The organism is Microcoleus sp. OTE_8_concoct_300, assembly GCF_031383065.1.
Classification (GTDB): domain Bacteria; phylum Cyanobacteriota; class Cyanobacteriia; order Cyanobacteriales; family Microcoleaceae; genus Microcoleus.
In genome coordinates this window covers 1-16,525 of sequence record NZ_JANMZH010000171.1, presented here as the reverse complement: position 1 = coordinate 16,525, position 16,525 = coordinate 1, and the positions used below count along the sequence as shown (strand labels likewise).

Annotated in this window: 27 protein-coding genes and 1 tRNA gene; 14 read left to right on the top strand and 14 right to left on the bottom strand. The window is 44.7% G+C overall.

The genetic code is table 11. The features are described from left to right. Window positions 1–413: 413 nt before the first annotated feature. The 3 genes from ygfZ to ACUVJL_RS08085 all read right to left on the bottom strand — a co-directional run bounded on the left by ygfZ (window position 414) and on the right by ACUVJL_RS08085 (window position 2,222). Window positions 414–1,493 (bottom strand): CAF17-like 4Fe-4S cluster assembly/insertion protein YgfZ, encoded by a 1,080-nt coding sequence (gene ygfZ, locus ACUVJL_RS08095; protein WP_445245373.1) that lies wholly within the window; start codon window positions 1,491–1,493, stop codon window positions 414–416. Between the two features lie 87 nt (window positions 1,494–1,580). Continuing rightward, window positions 1,581–1,964, bottom strand: a complete 384-nt coding sequence (locus tag ACUVJL_RS08090) for a hypothetical protein (RefSeq protein WP_445245372.1) — start codon at window positions 1,962–1,964, stop codon at window positions 1,581–1,583. Window positions 1,965–2,150: 186 nt separating this feature from the next. Next, window positions 2,151–2,222, bottom strand: a tRNA-Val gene (locus ACUVJL_RS08085). A gap of 72 nt (window positions 2,223–2,294) precedes the next feature. Between ACUVJL_RS08085 and ACUVJL_RS08080 the strand changes: the two genes are divergently transcribed. Both ACUVJL_RS08080 and mazG read left to right on the top strand, forming a co-directional pair. Further along, complete coding sequence (locus ACUVJL_RS08080; RefSeq protein WP_445245371.1) at window positions 2,295–2,924, top strand: metal-binding protein; 630 nt, start codon at window positions 2,295–2,297, stop codon at window positions 2,922–2,924. A 71-nt stretch (window positions 2,925–2,995) separates the two neighbouring features. Continuing rightward, a complete protein-coding gene (mazG, locus tag ACUVJL_RS08075; protein WP_445245370.1) occupies window positions 2,996–3,823 on the top strand; it encodes a nucleoside triphosphate pyrophosphohydrolase in 828 nt (275 codons plus the stop codon). Between the two features lie 213 nt (window positions 3,824–4,036). Here the strand turns inward: mazG and ACUVJL_RS08070 are convergent, their stop codons facing one another. The 4 genes from ACUVJL_RS08070 to ACUVJL_RS08055 are packed head-to-tail and all read right to left on the bottom strand — an operon-like array spanning window position 4,037 to window position 5,698. Beyond that, complete coding sequence (locus ACUVJL_RS08070; RefSeq protein WP_445245369.1) at window positions 4,037–4,438, bottom strand: XRE family transcriptional regulator; 402 nt, start codon at window positions 4,436–4,438, stop codon at window positions 4,037–4,039. A gap of 18 nt (window positions 4,439–4,456) precedes the next feature. Beyond that, complete coding sequence (locus ACUVJL_RS08065; RefSeq protein ID WP_190733505.1) at window positions 4,457–4,858, bottom strand: helix-turn-helix transcriptional regulator; 402 nt, start codon at window positions 4,856–4,858, stop codon at window positions 4,457–4,459. A gap of 32 nt (window positions 4,859–4,890) precedes the next feature. Continuing rightward, window positions 4,891–5,271: a helix-turn-helix transcriptional regulator gene (locus ACUVJL_RS08060; RefSeq protein ID WP_333335283.1), complete on the bottom strand. Its 381-nt coding sequence runs from the start codon at window positions 5,269–5,271 to the stop codon at window positions 4,891–4,893. A 25-nt stretch (window positions 5,272–5,296) separates the two neighbouring features. Then, complete coding sequence (locus tag ACUVJL_RS08055; protein WP_190655959.1) at window positions 5,297–5,698, bottom strand: helix-turn-helix transcriptional regulator; 402 nt, start codon at window positions 5,696–5,698, stop codon at window positions 5,297–5,299. A 181-nt stretch (window positions 5,699–5,879) separates the two neighbouring features. Here ACUVJL_RS08055 and ACUVJL_RS08050 point away from each other — a divergent pair, with 181 nt between their 5' ends. Continuing rightward, on the top strand, window positions 5,880–6,263 hold the full coding sequence (locus ACUVJL_RS08050; protein WP_445245368.1) for a hypothetical protein: 384 nt from the start codon (window positions 5,880–5,882) through the stop codon (window positions 6,261–6,263). A gap of 128 nt (window positions 6,264–6,391) precedes the next feature. Here the strand turns inward: ACUVJL_RS08050 and ACUVJL_RS08045 are convergent, their stop codons facing one another. After that, window positions 6,392–6,877, bottom strand: coding sequence for an allophycocyanin subunit alpha-B (locus ACUVJL_RS08045; protein ID WP_333063958.1), 486 nt, complete (start codon window positions 6,875–6,877; stop codon window positions 6,392–6,394). Between the two features lie 96 nt (window positions 6,878–6,973). Next, window positions 6,974–7,336 (bottom strand): hypothetical protein, encoded by a 363-nt coding sequence (locus ACUVJL_RS08040; RefSeq protein WP_445245367.1) that lies wholly within the window; start codon window positions 7,334–7,336, stop codon window positions 6,974–6,976. 23 nt (window positions 7,337–7,359) lie between these two features. On the opposite strand from ACUVJL_RS08040, the gene rlmD reads away from it, so the two are divergent. The 5 genes from rlmD (at window position 7,360) to ACUVJL_RS08015 (ending at window position 10,443) form a co-directional block, all read left to right on the top strand. Then, window positions 7,360–8,772, top strand: coding sequence for a 23S rRNA (uracil(1939)-C(5))-methyltransferase RlmD (rlmD, locus tag ACUVJL_RS08035; RefSeq protein ID WP_445245366.1), 1,413 nt, complete (start codon window positions 7,360–7,362; stop codon window positions 8,770–8,772). A gap of 149 nt (window positions 8,773–8,921) precedes the next feature. Next, on the top strand, window positions 8,922–9,341 hold the full coding sequence (locus ACUVJL_RS08030; protein ID WP_445245365.1) for a XisH family protein: 420 nt from the start codon (window positions 8,922–8,924) through the stop codon (window positions 9,339–9,341). Further along, window positions 9,329–9,664 (top strand): XisI protein, encoded by a 336-nt coding sequence (locus ACUVJL_RS08025; protein ID WP_333369763.1) that lies wholly within the window; start codon window positions 9,329–9,331, stop codon window positions 9,662–9,664. The genes ACUVJL_RS08030 and ACUVJL_RS08025 overlap by 13 nt, the downstream gene beginning before the upstream one ends. 149 nt (window positions 9,665–9,813) lie before the next feature. Then, window positions 9,814–10,128 (top strand): DUF433 domain-containing protein, encoded by a 315-nt coding sequence (locus tag ACUVJL_RS08020; protein WP_445245364.1) that lies wholly within the window; start codon window positions 9,814–9,816, stop codon window positions 10,126–10,128. 54 nt (window positions 10,129–10,182) lie between these two features. Beyond that, window positions 10,183–10,443: a DUF5615 family PIN-like protein gene (locus tag ACUVJL_RS08015; protein ID WP_445245363.1), complete on the top strand. Its 261-nt coding sequence runs from the start codon at window positions 10,183–10,185 to the stop codon at window positions 10,441–10,443. A gap of 39 nt (window positions 10,444–10,482) precedes the next feature. Here the strand turns inward: ACUVJL_RS08015 and ACUVJL_RS08010 are convergent, their stop codons facing one another. The 3 genes from ACUVJL_RS08010 to ACUVJL_RS08000 form a co-directional block, all read right to left on the bottom strand. Further along, window positions 10,483–10,737 (bottom strand): ribbon-helix-helix domain-containing protein, encoded by a 255-nt coding sequence (locus ACUVJL_RS08010; protein WP_445245362.1) that lies wholly within the window; start codon window positions 10,735–10,737, stop codon window positions 10,483–10,485. A 106-nt stretch (window positions 10,738–10,843) separates the two neighbouring features. After that, window positions 10,844–11,296 (bottom strand): hypothetical protein, encoded by a 453-nt coding sequence (locus tag ACUVJL_RS08005; protein WP_445245361.1) that lies wholly within the window; start codon window positions 11,294–11,296, stop codon window positions 10,844–10,846. Beyond that, window positions 11,289–11,510 (bottom strand): hypothetical protein, encoded by a 222-nt coding sequence (locus ACUVJL_RS08000; protein ID WP_445245360.1) that lies wholly within the window; start codon window positions 11,508–11,510, stop codon window positions 11,289–11,291. Before ACUVJL_RS08000 ends, ACUVJL_RS08005 begins: the two co-directional genes overlap by 8 nt. Window positions 11,511–11,649: 139 nt before the next feature. Between ACUVJL_RS08000 and ACUVJL_RS07995 the strand changes: the two genes are divergently transcribed. After that, a complete protein-coding gene (locus ACUVJL_RS07995) occupies window positions 11,650–11,910 on the top strand; it encodes a helix-turn-helix domain-containing protein (RefSeq protein WP_333154994.1) in 261 nt (86 codons plus the stop codon). 33 nt (window positions 11,911–11,943) lie between these two features. On the opposite strand, the gene ACUVJL_RS07990 is transcribed toward ACUVJL_RS07995, so the two are convergent. After that, complete coding sequence (locus tag ACUVJL_RS07990; RefSeq protein WP_445245359.1) at window positions 11,944–12,474, bottom strand: helix-turn-helix transcriptional regulator; 531 nt, start codon at window positions 12,472–12,474, stop codon at window positions 11,944–11,946. 435 nt (window positions 12,475–12,909) lie between these two features. Here ACUVJL_RS07990 and ACUVJL_RS07985 point away from each other — a divergent pair, with 435 nt between their 5' ends. The 5 genes from ACUVJL_RS07985 to ACUVJL_RS07965 are packed head-to-tail and all read left to right on the top strand — an operon-like array spanning window position 12,910 to window position 15,901. Then, window positions 12,910–13,341 carry a hypothetical protein gene (locus ACUVJL_RS07985; RefSeq protein WP_445245358.1) on the top strand — a complete coding sequence of 144 codons (432 nt, stop codon included), beginning with the start codon at window positions 12,910–12,912 and terminating at the stop codon, window positions 13,339–13,341. Between the two features lie 35 nt (window positions 13,342–13,376). Next, window positions 13,377–13,751, top strand: a complete 375-nt coding sequence (locus ACUVJL_RS07980; protein WP_445245357.1) for a hypothetical protein — start codon at window positions 13,377–13,379, stop codon at window positions 13,749–13,751. Window positions 13,752–13,777: 26 nt separating this feature from the next. Beyond that, complete coding sequence (locus tag ACUVJL_RS07975) at window positions 13,778–14,356, top strand: hypothetical protein (protein WP_445245356.1); 579 nt, start codon at window positions 13,778–13,780, stop codon at window positions 14,354–14,356. Window positions 14,357–14,412: 56 nt separating this feature from the next. Continuing rightward, window positions 14,413–14,820: a hypothetical protein gene (locus ACUVJL_RS07970; protein WP_445245355.1), complete on the top strand. Its 408-nt coding sequence runs from the start codon at window positions 14,413–14,415 to the stop codon at window positions 14,818–14,820. A 34-nt stretch (window positions 14,821–14,854) separates the two neighbouring features. Next, the gene (locus ACUVJL_RS07965; protein WP_445245354.1) at window positions 14,855–15,901 is read left to right on the top strand and encodes an ATP-binding protein; all 1,047 of its coding nucleotides are present in this window, start codon (window positions 14,855–14,857) and stop codon (window positions 15,899–15,901) included. A gap of 389 nt (window positions 15,902–16,290) precedes the next feature. Here the strand turns inward: ACUVJL_RS07965 and ACUVJL_RS07960 are convergent. Beyond that, window positions 16,291–16,525, bottom strand: a 235-nt coding sequence (locus ACUVJL_RS07960; RefSeq protein ID WP_445245353.1) for a hypothetical protein, incomplete at its 5' end; no start/stop codon positions are given.

The window sequence follows — 16,525 nt, the reverse complement described above, 5'->3', positions numbered from 1 at the left end:
AAATTATTCGAGTTTAGATCAACTCAAAGAACAGGTAAATAGAATTATCAAATCTCTCACTAATGAAGAAGTTTTATCTCTCTGTGGTTGGGACTATATCCTTGAAGCTATATTAAGTGCAACTTCATAGTGAATTGGTATGATAACGATCGCCTGCTCAATGATTATTTTCACCAGTTCTTCCTTGGGCAACTGGCAAAGGCTTTCTGGGTCTAGCTGTTGAGGCAGGTTCATCATAATTGCGATCTTCCACCTCAGCCGTCCCCTTTGTCAATACCCTACACCTGAATCCTTACAGCAAATCTATCTAAAGATAGGACTTTCGACCTATTTATCGTGTTAGCCTCCTTCTCAAATCTACCTCAAAAAAAAATGTTTTTGGCGCTGCGGCGCCAACAGGCGACCGCTCGCAACTACGAACTCAAGAACGGTACATTTACTACTTCCCCTGACACCGATCCGACTTGCACTTTCAGCCCTTCGCCCCCCGCTTTTGTGCGGATGTAAGCTAGACCAAAAAAGCCGGATTCAGTTTCCGTAAAACTGGTGAGTTTGCCGACTTTTTCTTCTCCGATTGTGACTGCTGTTCCGGGTTCAACCGCACCGCTCAAATGCACGCCCCAAAGTTGCTGTTTGACTCCTTTGTAGGTGTTCAACCGGGCAATTGTTTCTTGACCGATGTAGCAGCCTTTGTCATAGGTAATCGTGTGTAAAAGGCGGGCTTCTAGGGGGTTGTAATCATCTGTGAGTTCAAAATCGGGGGCGGGGCGTCCTTGTTCGATTCGCAGTTGTTCCCAAACTCGATCGCCCATCGGTACGGCCCCAGCTTTGACTAATTCCTTCCACAAGTTGGCTGCATCGCCAGCTTGCGCAATTAACGTGTATCCGGGAGTTGCTAAACCGCTACCAACCGCCACTCGAACCCCTCCTTCATCCCCCCCTTGGTAAGGGGGGGAAAGAGGGGGGGTTTTTATCAATTTGTGAGTAGCGTAAGGTTGATTTTCGAGTTCGGTAACTCCGATTTTTTCTAGTAGTTGAGTGCTTTCCGGGCCGAGTAAACTGAAAGCAACAGTTGTATCGGTTAAATCTGTTAACTCGACGCGATCCATTGGGAAAATATACCGATCGAGCAATTCCAGTAGTTGGCGGTGGCGGTTGGCTGAGACTAGCAGCAGTACGGCATCTTCTGTAGCGTAAGCGGTGGCGAGGTCGATCGTCCGGGCAGTGGAAGTCACGAAAACGGTGTCGCAACCTTGACCGGGTTTAAGTATATTAAAGTTATTGGTACTTTGATTGTGCAAGAACCGCAGGCGATCGCTGTCTGAGATTTGAATGCGTCCCCAGTGAGTGCGATCGTACAAAGCCACACCTTGTTTAGTTGCTGCGATCGCTTCGGCGTCGTTACCAAAACTGACTGGCACAATTTCTTTGGTTGTTAACTCTGCAAAAGTAGCACCGGCCGCTGCTTGAATGTCGTGCAATTCCTGAATCAGCATAAGATTTGAGATTTTAGATTTGAGCGTGTATTGAGTGATTAATCCTTAGTTTATGACTAAAGACTGATGACGGGTGAATGCTGACTATTTGTCCAAATTAGCGAATATTTCTTGTATTAATTGGCTGGCTTTGGCATCAAGACGATTCCAATCTACATCGCCAGTGTCATCGTCAATCAAGCTAGTATCAATTACAACTTCTTGGCTTTGGATTTGAGTGTGGGCGGGCTGGTAGTTGAGAAAGCAGACTCGATAGCAAAGTTCCCAAATATCGATGCATCTTTGCTCGCCTTGAAGCTCTAAAAGTAGTTGATAGCCCGGAATGGGAATCTGCACTTCTTGATAAGTGCCCGTCCAGACTGACTCCTCTAATTGTTTGCGGATGTTGTCGATCACTCGGATCATCGCTGGCTGCATGAGCAGTTCAGCTTGCTGCCACGCGATCGGGCTGGTTATTTTAGGCTTCATATACACGGTTCTAAAAAAGAAAATCAATAAATTAATTTTCTAGCATTGGGTGCCAACTTTTGAGACATCCGCCACAGAATGTTAAATTTAGTCGTCACCCAATTCAACAGTCAACCCTCAACAGCAACAGCCGTTCTCGGCTTGAAGGCTAAAAACGGCTGAAACTGTTGATATTGACTTATCGGATGGGTAATGTAGGATTTGAACCTACGGCATCCTGCGTGTAAAGCAGGCGCTCTACCACTGAGCTAATCACCCAATTGCACTCACAGGGATTTATCATATCACAGTAACTCAGAAAGATCAAGTAAAAAAAATCCTAAACTTTAAATGCCCTCTGGCCGCACCCACGATCAAATAACCCTGTGGAGTTTGCCCTTGGTGGCAGCCCTCACGTTTGGCCAGACGAGCAGCAGCAACCTGACTTTGCTCGTTTCCGGCAGTTTCTTATTCGGCGGGCTGATGTTTGGCCCCGACTTGGATATCTACTCCTGTCAGTATCAGCGCTGGGGATGGTTCAAACCCATTTGGCTCCCGTACCAAAAAAGCCTGCGCCACCGCTCTTTTTTGTCCCACGGCCCTCTGATCGGCACTGCTTTGCGAATCTTGTACCTCGCTACCTGGATCGTGGTTCTCGGAATGTTGGGATTGGCAATTGCCGAAAAAGTCGGGAACTTAGGCGGGAATTGGCAGGATGTGGTTTTGAGTTATGGGCGATTGATCGGGGAACACCACATCGAAATTTTAGCCGTTTACATCGGTCTAGAATTGGGCGCTATGAGCCACTATCTGAGCGATTGGGGCGGCTCGGCTTACAAAAGATTCAAAAAAAAAGGATTGAGCGGGTTGCTGCCTCCTGGCACAATTAAGAGGCGCAAACGCCAACCTCCCCGTCGCACTTCCAGCAAATCCCTAGCAGAAGGAAGAAGGAAGAAGGAAGAAGGAAGAAGGAAGAAGTAATAAAATCAATGGTTGGAGTCCTTAACAACGTTATAACCGTCGGGCGCGGTTGATATAAAAGGTAAATTATTATGTCTAATTCTGAAAGTCGATCGCTCACAGCACTCAAAGAACTTATAGAAGTTGTGGCTAAATTGCGATCGCCAGACGGCGGATGTCCTTGGGATTTAGCCCAAACTCCCCAAACTCTAATTCCTCACATAATCGAAGAAGCTTATGAAACCGCCGACGCGATTCGCAAAGGAGATAAAGATGCGATCGTCGAAGAATTGGGCGATTTACTGTTACAGGTAATTCTGCAAGCTCAAATTGCCAGCGAATCGAATCAGTTTACCTTCGCCGAAATCGCTGCGGGCATTACAGCAAAACTAATTCGGCGACATCCCCACGTCTTCGGCGATGTCGAACTCAACAGCGTCGATGAAGTCAACGAAAACTGGGAAAAAATCAAAGCAGCAGAAAAAGGCACGACTTCGGAAAAGCCGACAACTTTAGCCTCGAAAATGAGCCGTTATGCCAGCACGTTGCCGCCGATAACCGCAGGGATGAAAATTTCTAAAAAAGCTGCGGAAGTGAGTTTTGATTGGGACAGCGTAGACGGCGTTTGGGATAAATTTCACGAAGAAATGGCAGAATTTGAACACGCTCTCAAACACGAGGATAAGACAGCGCAGCAGTCAGAATTGGGAGATATTATGTTTGTGTTGATTCAATTAGCTCGCTGGTACGATTTAGATCCGTCGGCTGCTTTGCAAGGAACAAATGATCGCTTCGTGCAGCGGTTTGCCAAGGTAGAGGCTGCGTGCGATCGACCTTTGTCAGATTATGCCCCAGAAGAGTTAGAATCTCTGTGGCAGCAAGCTAAAGCTTTAATTGCTAAACAAAAGGGCGATCGGTAATCAATCACTCGCGATCACTATTGTTAAGAACAGGCAAGATGCCTGTTCCACAACAACTCAATATTTTGCTTGTGGGGTGGGCGAATAGCCCGCACTCTTGTTAAGAACAGGCAAGATGCCTGTTCCACAACAACTCAATATTTTGCTTGTGGGGTGGGCAAATAGCCCGCCCTGAAAAGCTGATTAACAATACTGCCAGATGTCAGCAATCAACTACTCGTAAAGCTTCGCATCGTTGTACGGCGGATGTTCGCAGGCGATATATAAAGCATTTGTCGGTTCGAGGGCTTCCCCTGTCACCGGATCGATCGGCTTGAGCACAAAGCATAACAGAGAGAGCGATCGCCAATCCAAATTATCTAGCTTCCCACGTTCGTAACGGTTGACTGTTGCGGCACTGATACCCACATCTTTGGGTACGGGTTGATTTGTAGCTGTGAACAGCGCCTCTTCATATCCCTTTGTTTTGAACTCTGTTTCGCTGACAGACCAGCCTGTTGTCTGTCTTGCTGCTTTTAAAATCTTCCCCAAACGCATCCGCCCCGTTTCAGTGAAGCGAACGGGACGCAATTCCTGCCGATTATCTACCACAGCCTTGTTAGAGAGTCCTGACATTACCTATCTGCAAATAATCTAGTCATAGAGCTTCGCGTCATTATACGGCGGATGTTCGCAGGCGATATAAAGCGCATTTGTCGGTTCCAAGGCTTCCCCAGTCACCGGATCGATCGGCTTGAGGACAAAGCATAACAGACTGAGCGATCGCCAATCCAAACTTTCTAACTTCCCGCGTTCGTAGCGACTAACAGTAGCATTACTAATACCGACATCTTTTGGTACAGGATCTCCTGCTGTCCGAAACAGAGCGGCCTCGTATTCTTTTGTGACCATTTCTGTTTCAATAATTGACCAGCCCCGAATCTCTCTAGCTGCTTTCAGAAGTTTGCCCAATCTACCGCGTCCCGTATCCGTAAATCGCACAGGGCGCAGTTTTTCCTGATCGACGACAGCCTTAAAGTCAAGAAATCCCGGCATTTTACAGATCCAATTTAACTATTAAGTCAATCCTACGCCTCGACGTTGGGGTTCCAAAATTCAGTTCCGATCAACAGTAAGTCTTCTAGAGTAACCAACCGCTTTTCAACCGGGTGAACTGGTTCGAGAACATCGAGGAACAGCCACAAAAGATCGGGTGCAGGCTTGTTGTAATAGCCATTTTCGATTCTCGAAATGCCTGCAATGCTGACCCCCAAAACTTTCGGCAAAGGCTCTCCCCCTAGATTATAAAATTGAGCCTCATGCTGCTTGGTCTTTTCGCTCAGTTCGTGAACGCTCCACCCCCTAGCTTCCCGCCACGATCGCAGGAATTTACCCAACCGCCGCAGCCCGGTATCAGTAAATCTCCGTCTCAAGTATTCTTTTTCTGGCTTAGCTTCTGCTACCACCATCAGTCATCACCTATCTGCAAATAATCTAGTCGTAGAGCTTCGCATCGTTGTATGGGGGATGTTCGCACGCGATGTAAAGCGCATTTGTCGGTTCCAGGGCCTCTCCTGTCACCGGGTCGATCGGCTTGAGGACAAAGCATAACAGACTCAGCGATCGCCAATCCAAATTATCTAGCTTCCCACGTTCGTAACGGTTGACTGTTGCGGCACTGATACCCACATCTTTGGGTACGGGTTGATTTGTAGCGGTGAACAGCGCCTCTTCATATCCCTTTGTTTTAAACTCTGTTTCGCTGACAGACCAGCCTGTTGTCTGTCTTGCTGCTTTTAAAATCTTCCCCAAACGCATCCGCCCCGTTTCAGTGAAGCGAACGGGACGCAATTCCTGCTCTTTGTCTACCACAGCTTTGTTAGAGAGTCCTGACATTTTTCCCACCTACGTTAACTCTCAAACTAGCACAGCATCAATGATTGAGGGTTGCACGAGCAACATCTGAGCTTAAGAAGTTTAAATTAAGTTTTCTTGCACTTGTGCAATAAGAGTCTGATAGAGTAATATGTAATTGACTCTAAACAGAACTTGCCTCTCAAGCCCTGAGTATACAGCCATGACAGCACTGTTTCGCCGCATCCAACCCTCGAAAAAGCTCCGCATCACCGTCAGGTCGATCGCCCAACTGCTCAAAATCAGCCAAAACCTGATTAAGCGAGTCGAATCATGGGCTTTCGTGGTTTTCGTCCACCATCGGGATAGAGGCGGCCTGTTTGTCAGCTACCGCAGGCTGGAAGAATGGCAAAATGCGATCGCCCATCATATCCAAACCTGCCCCACCCTTGGAGAACTCTCGCAGCTCAAAACATCCATTCTGTACGACAGCCGGAAATTCAAAAAACAATTTCTCCCAAAAACACTTGACTTTTTAAATCAAATGTGCATTGAAAGACAAGACAAACTCAACATCTGGGAAAGCTTAAACTGCATTGCTTCCTAGCAGAAAAGAGGCAGATTTCCTTTCCAAAAAACAGAAGCGAAACATTTGCGAGCAATTGCGAGATAAAATCACCCCAAAAATCACCCGCGAATGCTCCGCCACATTCATGAAAGCAATCACCAAAGCAATTAAGACATTGCCTGAGCGATATAATCAAAATAAGGAGCTGCTTCCTTAGCATCCTCCTGATTGAGCAAAGCCAAAGAAGCTTCCTTCAAACAGCGGATAGCTTCGACCATGCCAGGAACAGGAACGCCGAGAGAATTATACATTTCCCGAACGCCAATCAAACCGATGCTTTCGATCGGCTCCTTGTCACCCGCCAAGATACCGTAGGTAATCAGGCGCAAGTACCAGCCGTAGTCGCGCAGACACAAAGCCCGTTCGCGTTGACCGTAAGCATTACCTCCGGGGGAGATAAAGTCAGGGCGTTTTTTCCAGAGTTTTTTGCTAGCTTCTTCAACAATTTTTTTCTCACTGTCAGACAGCGCAGTAGCAATACGCACCCGCTGTTCTCCGGTTTTAAAAAAATCTTTGATGCTTTGAAGTTCGCCGGTACTGGGATAGCGAAGTTCGTCGTCGGCTTGGAGAATTAGTTGGCTAACTACGCTCATTGTTATTCAAAAGAATTGAGGATATTTGAGAGTAAGATTAATTGACATTCTCATCCCTTAAAGATGAGATTCTTGGTTGGGCGATTTACTTTGCTTCTAATATTTATCAACATTAGAAGTAGCGGGTAAATCTCCGCAAACGTTATGCTTGATGTTCAAGCCAGTTTCCCTGTGTTCCAGGGTACTGCGGGAAAAACTCAAAAACTGCGAGTGAGAGTTTTGATGTCGGCAGACACTTTGACTGTTTAACGAGTTTTTGCTACCTCGCCCCAACAGCATATCGCACAGGATCGATCGAGGCAACTCACGGCAGGCTTGACTTGCAGGTTGAAGCTTGGCTTTAGCAGCAAGACGTTCAGCAGCAGGAATACAGCCTGCTATTGAGCTTGAGTGCGATGGATGGAGCCCCGCTTCACTACGACTTATCTCAGGAAAGAGAGAGCGATATTGCATTACCATATTAAATCCTACCACGACTACTTGTGACCAAATCTAAATTCCCGACCCCAAACTCGACGAAATTGGCAAACCCTTGCCAGCAAGGTCAACTGATTGAGATAGAGATTACCGACTTGACAGACACCGGCGACGGAGTTGGTCGTTTTGGTGAGTTAGTGGTGTTTGTACCCGATACCGTGACGGGCGATCGAGTCCTTGTCCGCCTCGTGCAAGTCAAATCGACCTATGCTACAGGCAAGCTGGACACACTTCTGGAAGCATCCGAACACCGCATTCGAGCTAACTGCATTGTCGCCGACAAGTGCGGCGGCTGTCAGTGGCAGCACGTAGATTATCAATATCAGCTTGCAGCGAAGCAAAATCAAATCATTCAAGCCTTAGAACGGATTGGCGGATTTAGCAATCCCCAAGTTGATGAAATTTTAACGGGAAAAATCGAGGGATTTTCCCAATTTTTGGGATACCGCAACAAAGCGACTTATCCCGTGGCAATATCTGCAACAGGTCAAGTCCAAGCAGGTTACTATCAAAAAAGCACTCACAAATTAGTCAATCTCAATCAGTGTCCGGTGCAAGACCCGCGCCTCAATCCTTTGTTAAAAGAGGTCAAAGAAGACATCCACTGGCGGGATTGGCCAGTCTACGACGAAAAGAAACATACAGGAGAATTGCGTCACTTGTCCTTGCGGATCGGACGGCGCACCGGCGAGATGCTGCTAACTTTAATAGTTCGCACTGGAGAGTTGCCGGGACTAGAAGAGCAAGCATCAGAGTGGCTGAAACAATATCCTCAACTGGCAGGGGTTTGTTTGAATATAAATCCCGATCAAACTAATGTGATTTTTGGTTCCGAAACTCGCTGCATTGCTGGTCGTTCTTATCTGCGAGAAAGCTTTGCTGGTTTGAAATTTCAGCTAAGAGCAGATACTTTTTTCCAGGTTAACACAGAGGCGGCTGAAGCGTTGTTAGAGGCGATGGTAGGGGAATTGATTTTGCAGGGAAACGAGGTTTTGGTTGACGCTTACTGCGGAATTGGTACTTTTACTTTACCCCTGGCAAAACAAGTAAAAATAGCGATAGGTTTAGAAGTGCAACCGGCGGCGATCGAACAAGCTAAATTAAATGCTGAGTTAAATGACGTGAGAAATGTCGAGTTTCAGGCCGGAACTGTAGAGAGTTTGCTGCCTTCCTTGGGATTGACACCGGATATTGTGCTGCTAGACCCTCCGAGGAAAGGGTGCGATCGCGCGGTTTTGGAAGCTATCAAGGAAATCAAGCCAAATCGCATTGTTTATGTTAGCTGCAAGCCTGCTACTTTGGCTCGCGACCTCAAGATTTTGTGCGAAAATGGGGATTATAAGTTAGCGCGAGTGCAGCCGGCGGATTTCTTTCCTCAGACTTCTCATGTTGAGTGTGCGGCTTTTTTGGTCAGGTGAATGAAAAGGCGATCGGTTTTTGGGAATGAAAGGGCGATCGCGCTTATTTGATTCTTGGCATTTTGGTTGAGTGTTATAATACTATTAGTGCTAAGTTCTTAAGTGCGTGGGTTTAGAGAGAATGGAAACTAGGTCTTTGAGTAAAGTCTATGTCGGCTAGGGATGTTTTCCATGAGTCTGTGAAATCCGCTCTCATGAAGGATAATTGGGTAATTACCCACGATCCGCTGAAGCTAAAGTTTAGCGAAGACGATCGGCTCAGGATTGACTTGGGGGCGGAACAGCTTTTAGCCGCAGAGCGAGGTGTGCAGAAGATTGCGGTGGAGGTTAAAAGCTTTCTGAGTGAATCAGCTATGTTTGATTTCCACCTAGCCCTCGGTCAATTTTTGAATTATCGACTAGCGCTCAGAAATTTGGAGCCAGATCGATCGCTCTATTTGGCAGTTCCGATCGCTGCTTATAATTCATTTTTCTCTCGTGCTTTGCCCCAAGCGGCGATAGCTGAGTACGATTTAAAGTTGTTAGTATACGACCCTACTAATGAGGTGATTGTAGAATGGAGAGATTAGCTAAATATCGGCAGATTGTTCGCACTTTTTTGATGGAATATAGCAAGACTAAACCTATCAATGACGACATAGAAATCCAGGTATTATTAGACACAGAACATGACCATTATCAGATAGTAGATTTAGGTTGGGACGGTCACAATCGGATTTATAGTTGCCCGATCCACTTAGACATCAGAGATGGGAAAGTCTGGATTCAACGCAATCAAACGGATGAACTAATTGCTGAGGAGTTAGTGCTGATGGGTGTGGCGCGGGAGGATATTGTTTTGGGGCTTCAGCCTCCCTATGCAAGGCCGTTTACGAGCTATGGTGTTGCTTAGCTGTGGCGATCGCACTTATAATGTCTTGTCACAAGGGCGATCGCTTTTAGGGAATGAAAGGGCGATCACTTTGTTTAATTCTTTTCATTTTTGTTGACTGTTATAATACTACTTATGCTAAGCTCCTGTAGAGATAGAGCCAAAAAGCAATGACATCAGCTTTAATTTATCCTCATATCGAGAAAGTAGCGGGTCAACCCGCACGGTTGCAGCGAATACCCCGCGTGCGGGTTGCTCAGATTGTGATGGGTTATCTAGCTTACGGTTGGTCAGTGGAAGAGATGTGCCGCCAGCATCCTTATTTGATGCAGTCAGAGGGTCATGCAGCAATGGCTTATTACTTCGACTTTCAAGGTGAAATTGAGCAGGAGATTCGGACGGAATGGGAGCAGGTACAACAGGACAAATCTATGCTTTCGCCTTCACCATTTTTCGTGAGAATGCGTGCTAAGGGGTTGTTGTAAGTGGCGATCGCTCTGTACATGGACGTTCACATTCCGCAAGCAATTACCGAATAGTTGCGCCGTCGTGGCGTGGATGTTTTGGCTGCGATCGAAGATGGTGCGACAGAATTGCCGGATGACGAACTTTTGGAACGTGCCACTCAGCTAGGAAGAGTATTGTTTACTCACGATATCCTTTTTAAGGCAATGGCTCAAGATTGGCAGCGTCAGGAAAAACAGTTTGCTGGTTTGATATTTGGACATCAGCTAGGCGGTACAATCGGACAGTTTGTTAAGGATTTGGAACTGATTGCTTTAGTCTCGGACTCTGATTAATGGATGAATGCTGTTGAGTATATTCCTTTTTAGTCAGCTTTACTCTCGATCGCGCGATCGCAAATTAGCTCGAATTTGTGCCATTGCGGTTGCACCGTCTACGACTTCACCGCGTTCGGATGCTTGCTGACCAATCTGTGCGTCTCGTTGGATTTCTTGCAGTCGTCCTTGATAAATGTCTTGCTGTTGTTCGAGTAGTTTAATCGCTGCAAGGATAACGTCGATCGCGCTGTTGTATTTGCCGCTGGTGAGGAAAGCGCTGCACGAGGGCTTGAACTTCAGGAGGCAAAACAATTTGCATGGTGTTTGAGATGAGGGGTGTTGATTCTATTGTAGGCGATCGCCCTAAGCTTGATTTTCGCAAGTCTATCGAATAGCGATCGCCCTTAAATTTACCTCGCTATACCTCAGCAGCTTGCGGGTCTTTTTGAGATTCTAGCCAACGTTCGTAGGCTTCCCTGTCGCCACCGAATCCATCGATCGAAACCTGACGATCGGGCATTGGTTTGAGCGCTGCATCGATCGGATTGTAGCGACAATAGCAGATAACCACCATGCCGAATTCGCTCGAACCACCTTGAGGAAGGTTGGGGATATCGGGGGTGTAGGTTTCGACTCTAGCAACTTCCCAATCACCTGTTTTGTAATGGGTACTCCAACCGTGGAAATTGGGTTCGTGTTCTGCTTCAACCCTGACAAACTCGGTTGGTCTGTATCCTGGTTGCGGGATCGGGCGATCGGAGGAATCGAAGTATTCAGCAAGGATGCGAGTCAGAGAATGAGTGTGGGATAGCATTCGATCTTCCCATCCCGGTTCCCGCCATTCGGCTCTAAAAACAATGTATTTACGCATCATCATCATCCTGTTCGTGAAATGGCTGAGGAAATTCTGTTTTACTCTCGATCGCGCGATCGGCTTTCAAGGTGTCACCCTTAAGTTTTTCTATCCTCTTGAGTGTCCATCCATATTTAGTTTCCATGTCGTAGCAGTATTCATCATCGGTGGCTGCGTGACGAGAAATATTCTCGTCTGGGTCATAACGCAACCAAGCTGGGTTTTTTGGCATTATTGTTATTACTCCGAGTGTTGAGTTGACAACATTGGGGAAATCGTTTTGGTGCAGTGCTGCAATCACTGCATCAAAGCGTACCTGATATGATAAACTTGTTTTTGGCTATACGTCAATATGACGCGCCAATATTTTAATGAAAAAAGACACAAGACCCCAAGAGAGTGCATCACCGATCGAGGCTTTGAGGATTGAGCGAACAAAGCTATCTCAGGCTGAATTTGCGGTGCATTGCGGGATTCCGCTGCGTACTTATCAGCGTTGGGTTTCGGGTGAAACCGAAGCGAAACCAACACCCCGTCAGTGGAAAGTCATGATGCGGGTATTGCAGATTCAATCTTTTGAGGAGGTTCCTGATGATTTTGGTCCGATTAATTTGACAGGGGATGAAGATTAGGTATTTGTGGTTTGGGTTAGGGGCGATCGCCCTTCAGTTAGATTGGTTTGTTGAGGGGCGCTCTTTTGTATCCATGTCTTCTGTCATTGTTGCTTCTGAAAGCGAAGGTAATGTTAGTTGAAGGTGAATGTCAATTGTTATTGAATGACTTTGATTGTTCAAACTTATATTAACTATATTTACTAACGGAATTTGGGGTGAATAATTGCTTGAGTGAGATTTAACAGAGGGTACAGTTTTATATCCAGCTTCCTCTAGGCAGTTGTGAATATTTCTCCAGTTGCTTACCTTTTCGTTAGGTACATCTGTAATTTTTTTAAAGTATTGATATAAAGTTTTAGATACATAAACCTCAACACCTTTACGACTTTGATGGAGTTGGCTAGCTATTTCAGCAGGACTGTGGCCGCATAGTAAACCTCGGAGAAAAAGCTTTTCCCGTTCTGTAAGTCCCTTTCTCGCACGAGGAGAGACTTGCCACTTGGCTTCTGCCATAGCTTTGTAGAGCCTTTCCAAGTCCCAGTTATTCGCAGCCTCGGCAAACATCTCGTCGCTGGATGTCATCGCAGTATGTCTCGCTTAGTTGATAGCTAAAGCCTAACTAAAATTATAGCTTTAGCTAGTTGCTATCTGAGTATAACTTAGTTTATCATTGCTGAAATCGGTGTGGCGATCGCTCTGCTGTAAAAAGAGCGGGCTATGTGTCAAGAGTTTAGGGTGCAGATACAGCAGCGGTTAATGGGCTAGTGTAAAGATTTGTAACAATACGCCAAATTCTGCGTAAAAATTCGGGATTGAAGCCGAATACATAGATATAGGAGCAAGACGTTGCTGGGTGCGGGAACGAGTTGGTACTGGATGCTTAGGCATTGCGGTATCTATTTGCGGTGCGATCGGGCAACAGGTATCTTTCTTCGATCTGTTTGGATAAGACATCAACTTCATACGGTTAATGCGGTTCATTCTTATGAATCGATACGTTTCCTGGAGTAAATAGTAATGGTTTGGGATATTTTACTGCAAGCTGCTGCCGGATTCATTCTTGGTGCAGCGGTGGGTTATGGGGTTGGTGCGGTTATTGATGCTCTATCAAGAGTTTTTGCGGAGTTATGGAAAAACTTAGTTGCTGCTACCAGAGAAATTTGGGGATACGTAACAGAAGCTACTCAATATCTTTTGGCAAACATAGCCCAGTTTTTGGACAATACTTGGTCTGAGATTGAATATTACTTACGCCAAGAGTTTGGGTATCGACGTGAGTGGTGGATAGCTGTTTTCAGAGAGGGTAGAGAAGTATTTCTTGGATTTATCGATCCAACATCGTCACAAGGTAAATCAGTTATAGGCTCAATAGGAATGTTAGAACAGGGAACAGATGTTCAGTTGCCTACCAAACAGAATCCTATAATTACTGAGCTAAAACTAAGCTAGAAACAGCCAAATAAATGATTTAAAGAGGAAAAAAAATGGGCTTTTTTACATGGCTAGGTAGCAAGTTAGATAGACTAGCCGGCGAGGTTTTTAACTGGTTGAGTGATGTAACAACCTGGCTGGCAGAAAAGCTAAGAACTTTTTTAACAGCCCTATTTACTGGCTTACAAAAACTTTGGCAGACAGCAGTTGTCACTGCTTTAATAGCAGCTTTTGGATTTGCATCTATTCTATACGTTATTTTCTACGCTGGCTCAGTGCTAGGCGAGACAATAATGGAAATTTGGGACCCTAGATATGTTAACAGCAAACCCTCAGAAGTTTTCAAGTTGAAGCAAGTACCTCAAAGTACCCCTCTGCCTACACAGCGAGGAGAAGCTAAAACATTGCAATTAGAAGATTATTACTAGAAGATTAGAACAAAAGAGGTTAAATTATGCGAAATCCAAATAATGCTGAGAGAGTTTTTCTGGAAATAGGCTTTCGTTCTCCAGAAGGTGAGGGCAGTTTAAGAAGCATCGAACTATTAGGATTGCCAGGTCAAAAACTCAAGAATGGTGAATGTGTTGTTAGCGAAAAAGTTCAACGATTCTTTGATGATTTAATAGTCAGAAAAATCTTTCGTGAGAGTCGTCGTATCTCTGATTGTAAGTTTCAATACATTAAAATATGGCTATACGACACAAATATCAGCGATTCTGAAAGGGGGTATGCAGTTCCAAAGATTGATAAAGGCGATTTAGAAATTCGTTCAAATGTTCTTTCTTCTAAGTTAGAACGAATCTATGTGCTTGATAACGAGTTAACAGGTCGAGAATACGACCAATGGAAAAAAACGGCGACGGAGCTATTTACTATGCTATTCATGCAGTTTATTGCTGCACCAGAACTGCCATCTATCTTGGCTGATAACCCCGTTGCTAAGTTTGTAGAGAAAATGGCTGATAGCGTAGATAATTATGCCAGAATGAAGCAAAATTTGTTTTTTAATGCTTTAATTATTCAGGTCGATTGACACTGTACAATATAGGACAAAATCCATCTTTTATTTCTATACAAGAGGTCATTACCATGCCACGAAACGAACCACCGCGCAACAATAAATTAGATGCTTGGTATCCCGATAAAAACAGCGAAACACCTAAGCTTGAAAAAGGTGACGGCTTTGATTTTATGCATCGCCTTTTTGGGGTATCTAAACCTTCAAAAGCCTCTTTGGAGAGTGTCTTTGACAAATTAGCCACCATCTGGCCAACCCAGCTCGCACCTGTTCTCATCGAACAATTTGGACGCGGAACCACTTTATATGCGATCTTGTACTCTGGAGAATACTCGGATGAAATCATTCTGGAAATTTGGGATCCCAAACATATTGAAAGTAAGCCGTCACAAGTCTTTAAATTCAAGGGGGACAATCAGGATTTTCCTAAAATTAGGTCGAAAGCTGAAGTAAAGTATTTGACCAATTGGGATAATTGATTTTGAGTTGATGTTCTTATCTAGGTAATAAATCATGCCAAGAATTGATAGATTAGGAGCTTTTCGGGAAGCTGCTGGAGAAAACCCCACCTCTAACAATGGCAAAGGTGGTGTAGTTGATAACTTGATAGACAAAGTTGTGGATAGTTTAGGCGACAAAATACAGAGAGGGAACGAATCTTCAGAATCATCCATAGATTTTAGCCCATACCTCAGAGAACCTAAATACACTCTAGATGATGTGGTTATACCTCAGAAAACTAAACGCCAGGTTGATTTAATCTTGGCTGAAATTCAGTATCAAGATTTAATTTTTAATGAGTGGGGCATGAGCGAGAAGCACAAGCTAGACAAAGCTTTATCTATCAACTTTTCTGGACCTCCTGGTACGGGTAAAACGCTGACTGCTGAAGCACTAGCTCATGCGATGAACAAGAAAATTTTAGTTTTACCTTACCAACAACTTGAATCTAAATATGTTGGCGATACCCCAAAAAATATTGCTAAAGCTTTTGAGTTTGCTAGCGAAGAGGATGCAGTTTTATTCTTCGATGAAGCTGATTCTTTCTTGGGAAAGCGTCTTGAAAGCGTTACCCAGTCAACTGACACAGCAGTTAACTTAACCCGCAGTGTAATGATCGTACAACTTTCTTCCTACGAAGGAATTGTGATTTTTGCCACTAATTTAATCCGCAACTACGATCCTGCTTTTATAAGTAGAATCCGATGGAAAGTTGAATTTGATTTACCGGATGAAGAAGCGCGGGTCAAAATTTGGCAAGCTCAGATTCCCACCAAGCTTCCCTTAGAGCGCTCAGTTAATTTTGAGGAACTGGCGAAGCAGTTCGAGAAAATCTCTGGAAGAGATATCAAAAATGCTGTCTTTCAGGCTGTAGTTGCTGCTGCTAGAGAAGATAAATCCAAAGAAGAAAAGCAGGTAACACAGTCTCACTTAACAGAGTCTATGACTGAAATAATTCAGGCTAACAAGGCTGCTACTAAGCCAGAATACAAGTTGACTCCCGTGGAGGGGAATGTTCAGTTACCACCTCCCTCACAAGATTTAGAAACGAACAACTAATCAATTCACAGGAGCAGATTTAGATGAGGACTGAATCATTTAAAGTTTTACAAAAATTTGGGTTGGAGTATCCTTACTACAAAATACTTGTTCAGGCTAAGAGTGGTAATCGATATTTTGTGTGGTATCACGATAGTCTAGGTATAGATGTAGGCCAAGAGGTTCTCATAAATTTCGATGACGATTACTGGCAGACAATAAATAATCCCAGAAATGGTAACAAGTCAAACATAGGAAAGGTAAATAAGGTGAATTAGTTTTGAAAAGCGATCGCCCTTTTCCCCAAATAACCAAAAGTGCGATCGCCCCCCATCCCTAATCCCAAAGTGCGATCGCCCTCTCTTATCAAAAGAGTCAATAAAAACTTCTGGGTTTGTTTAACTACAAATCTAAACGTGATAAGCAATAATAGCAACTATTCCATCAGGACTATAAATAGCTTCAATGCGTCTAAAAGTAGAATGACTCCACCAGACTTTCATACGATTTCCCTGAGCCGGAGCCGTACCCATTTTACCGTAGCCTGCTGTCAATAGAAGTAACTCAAATTCCCTAGATGGCAAAGTTTTTACAGTAATTTGAGGGATACCGTCAAGCTTATGCTTATCAAGGGTCATAGCTACC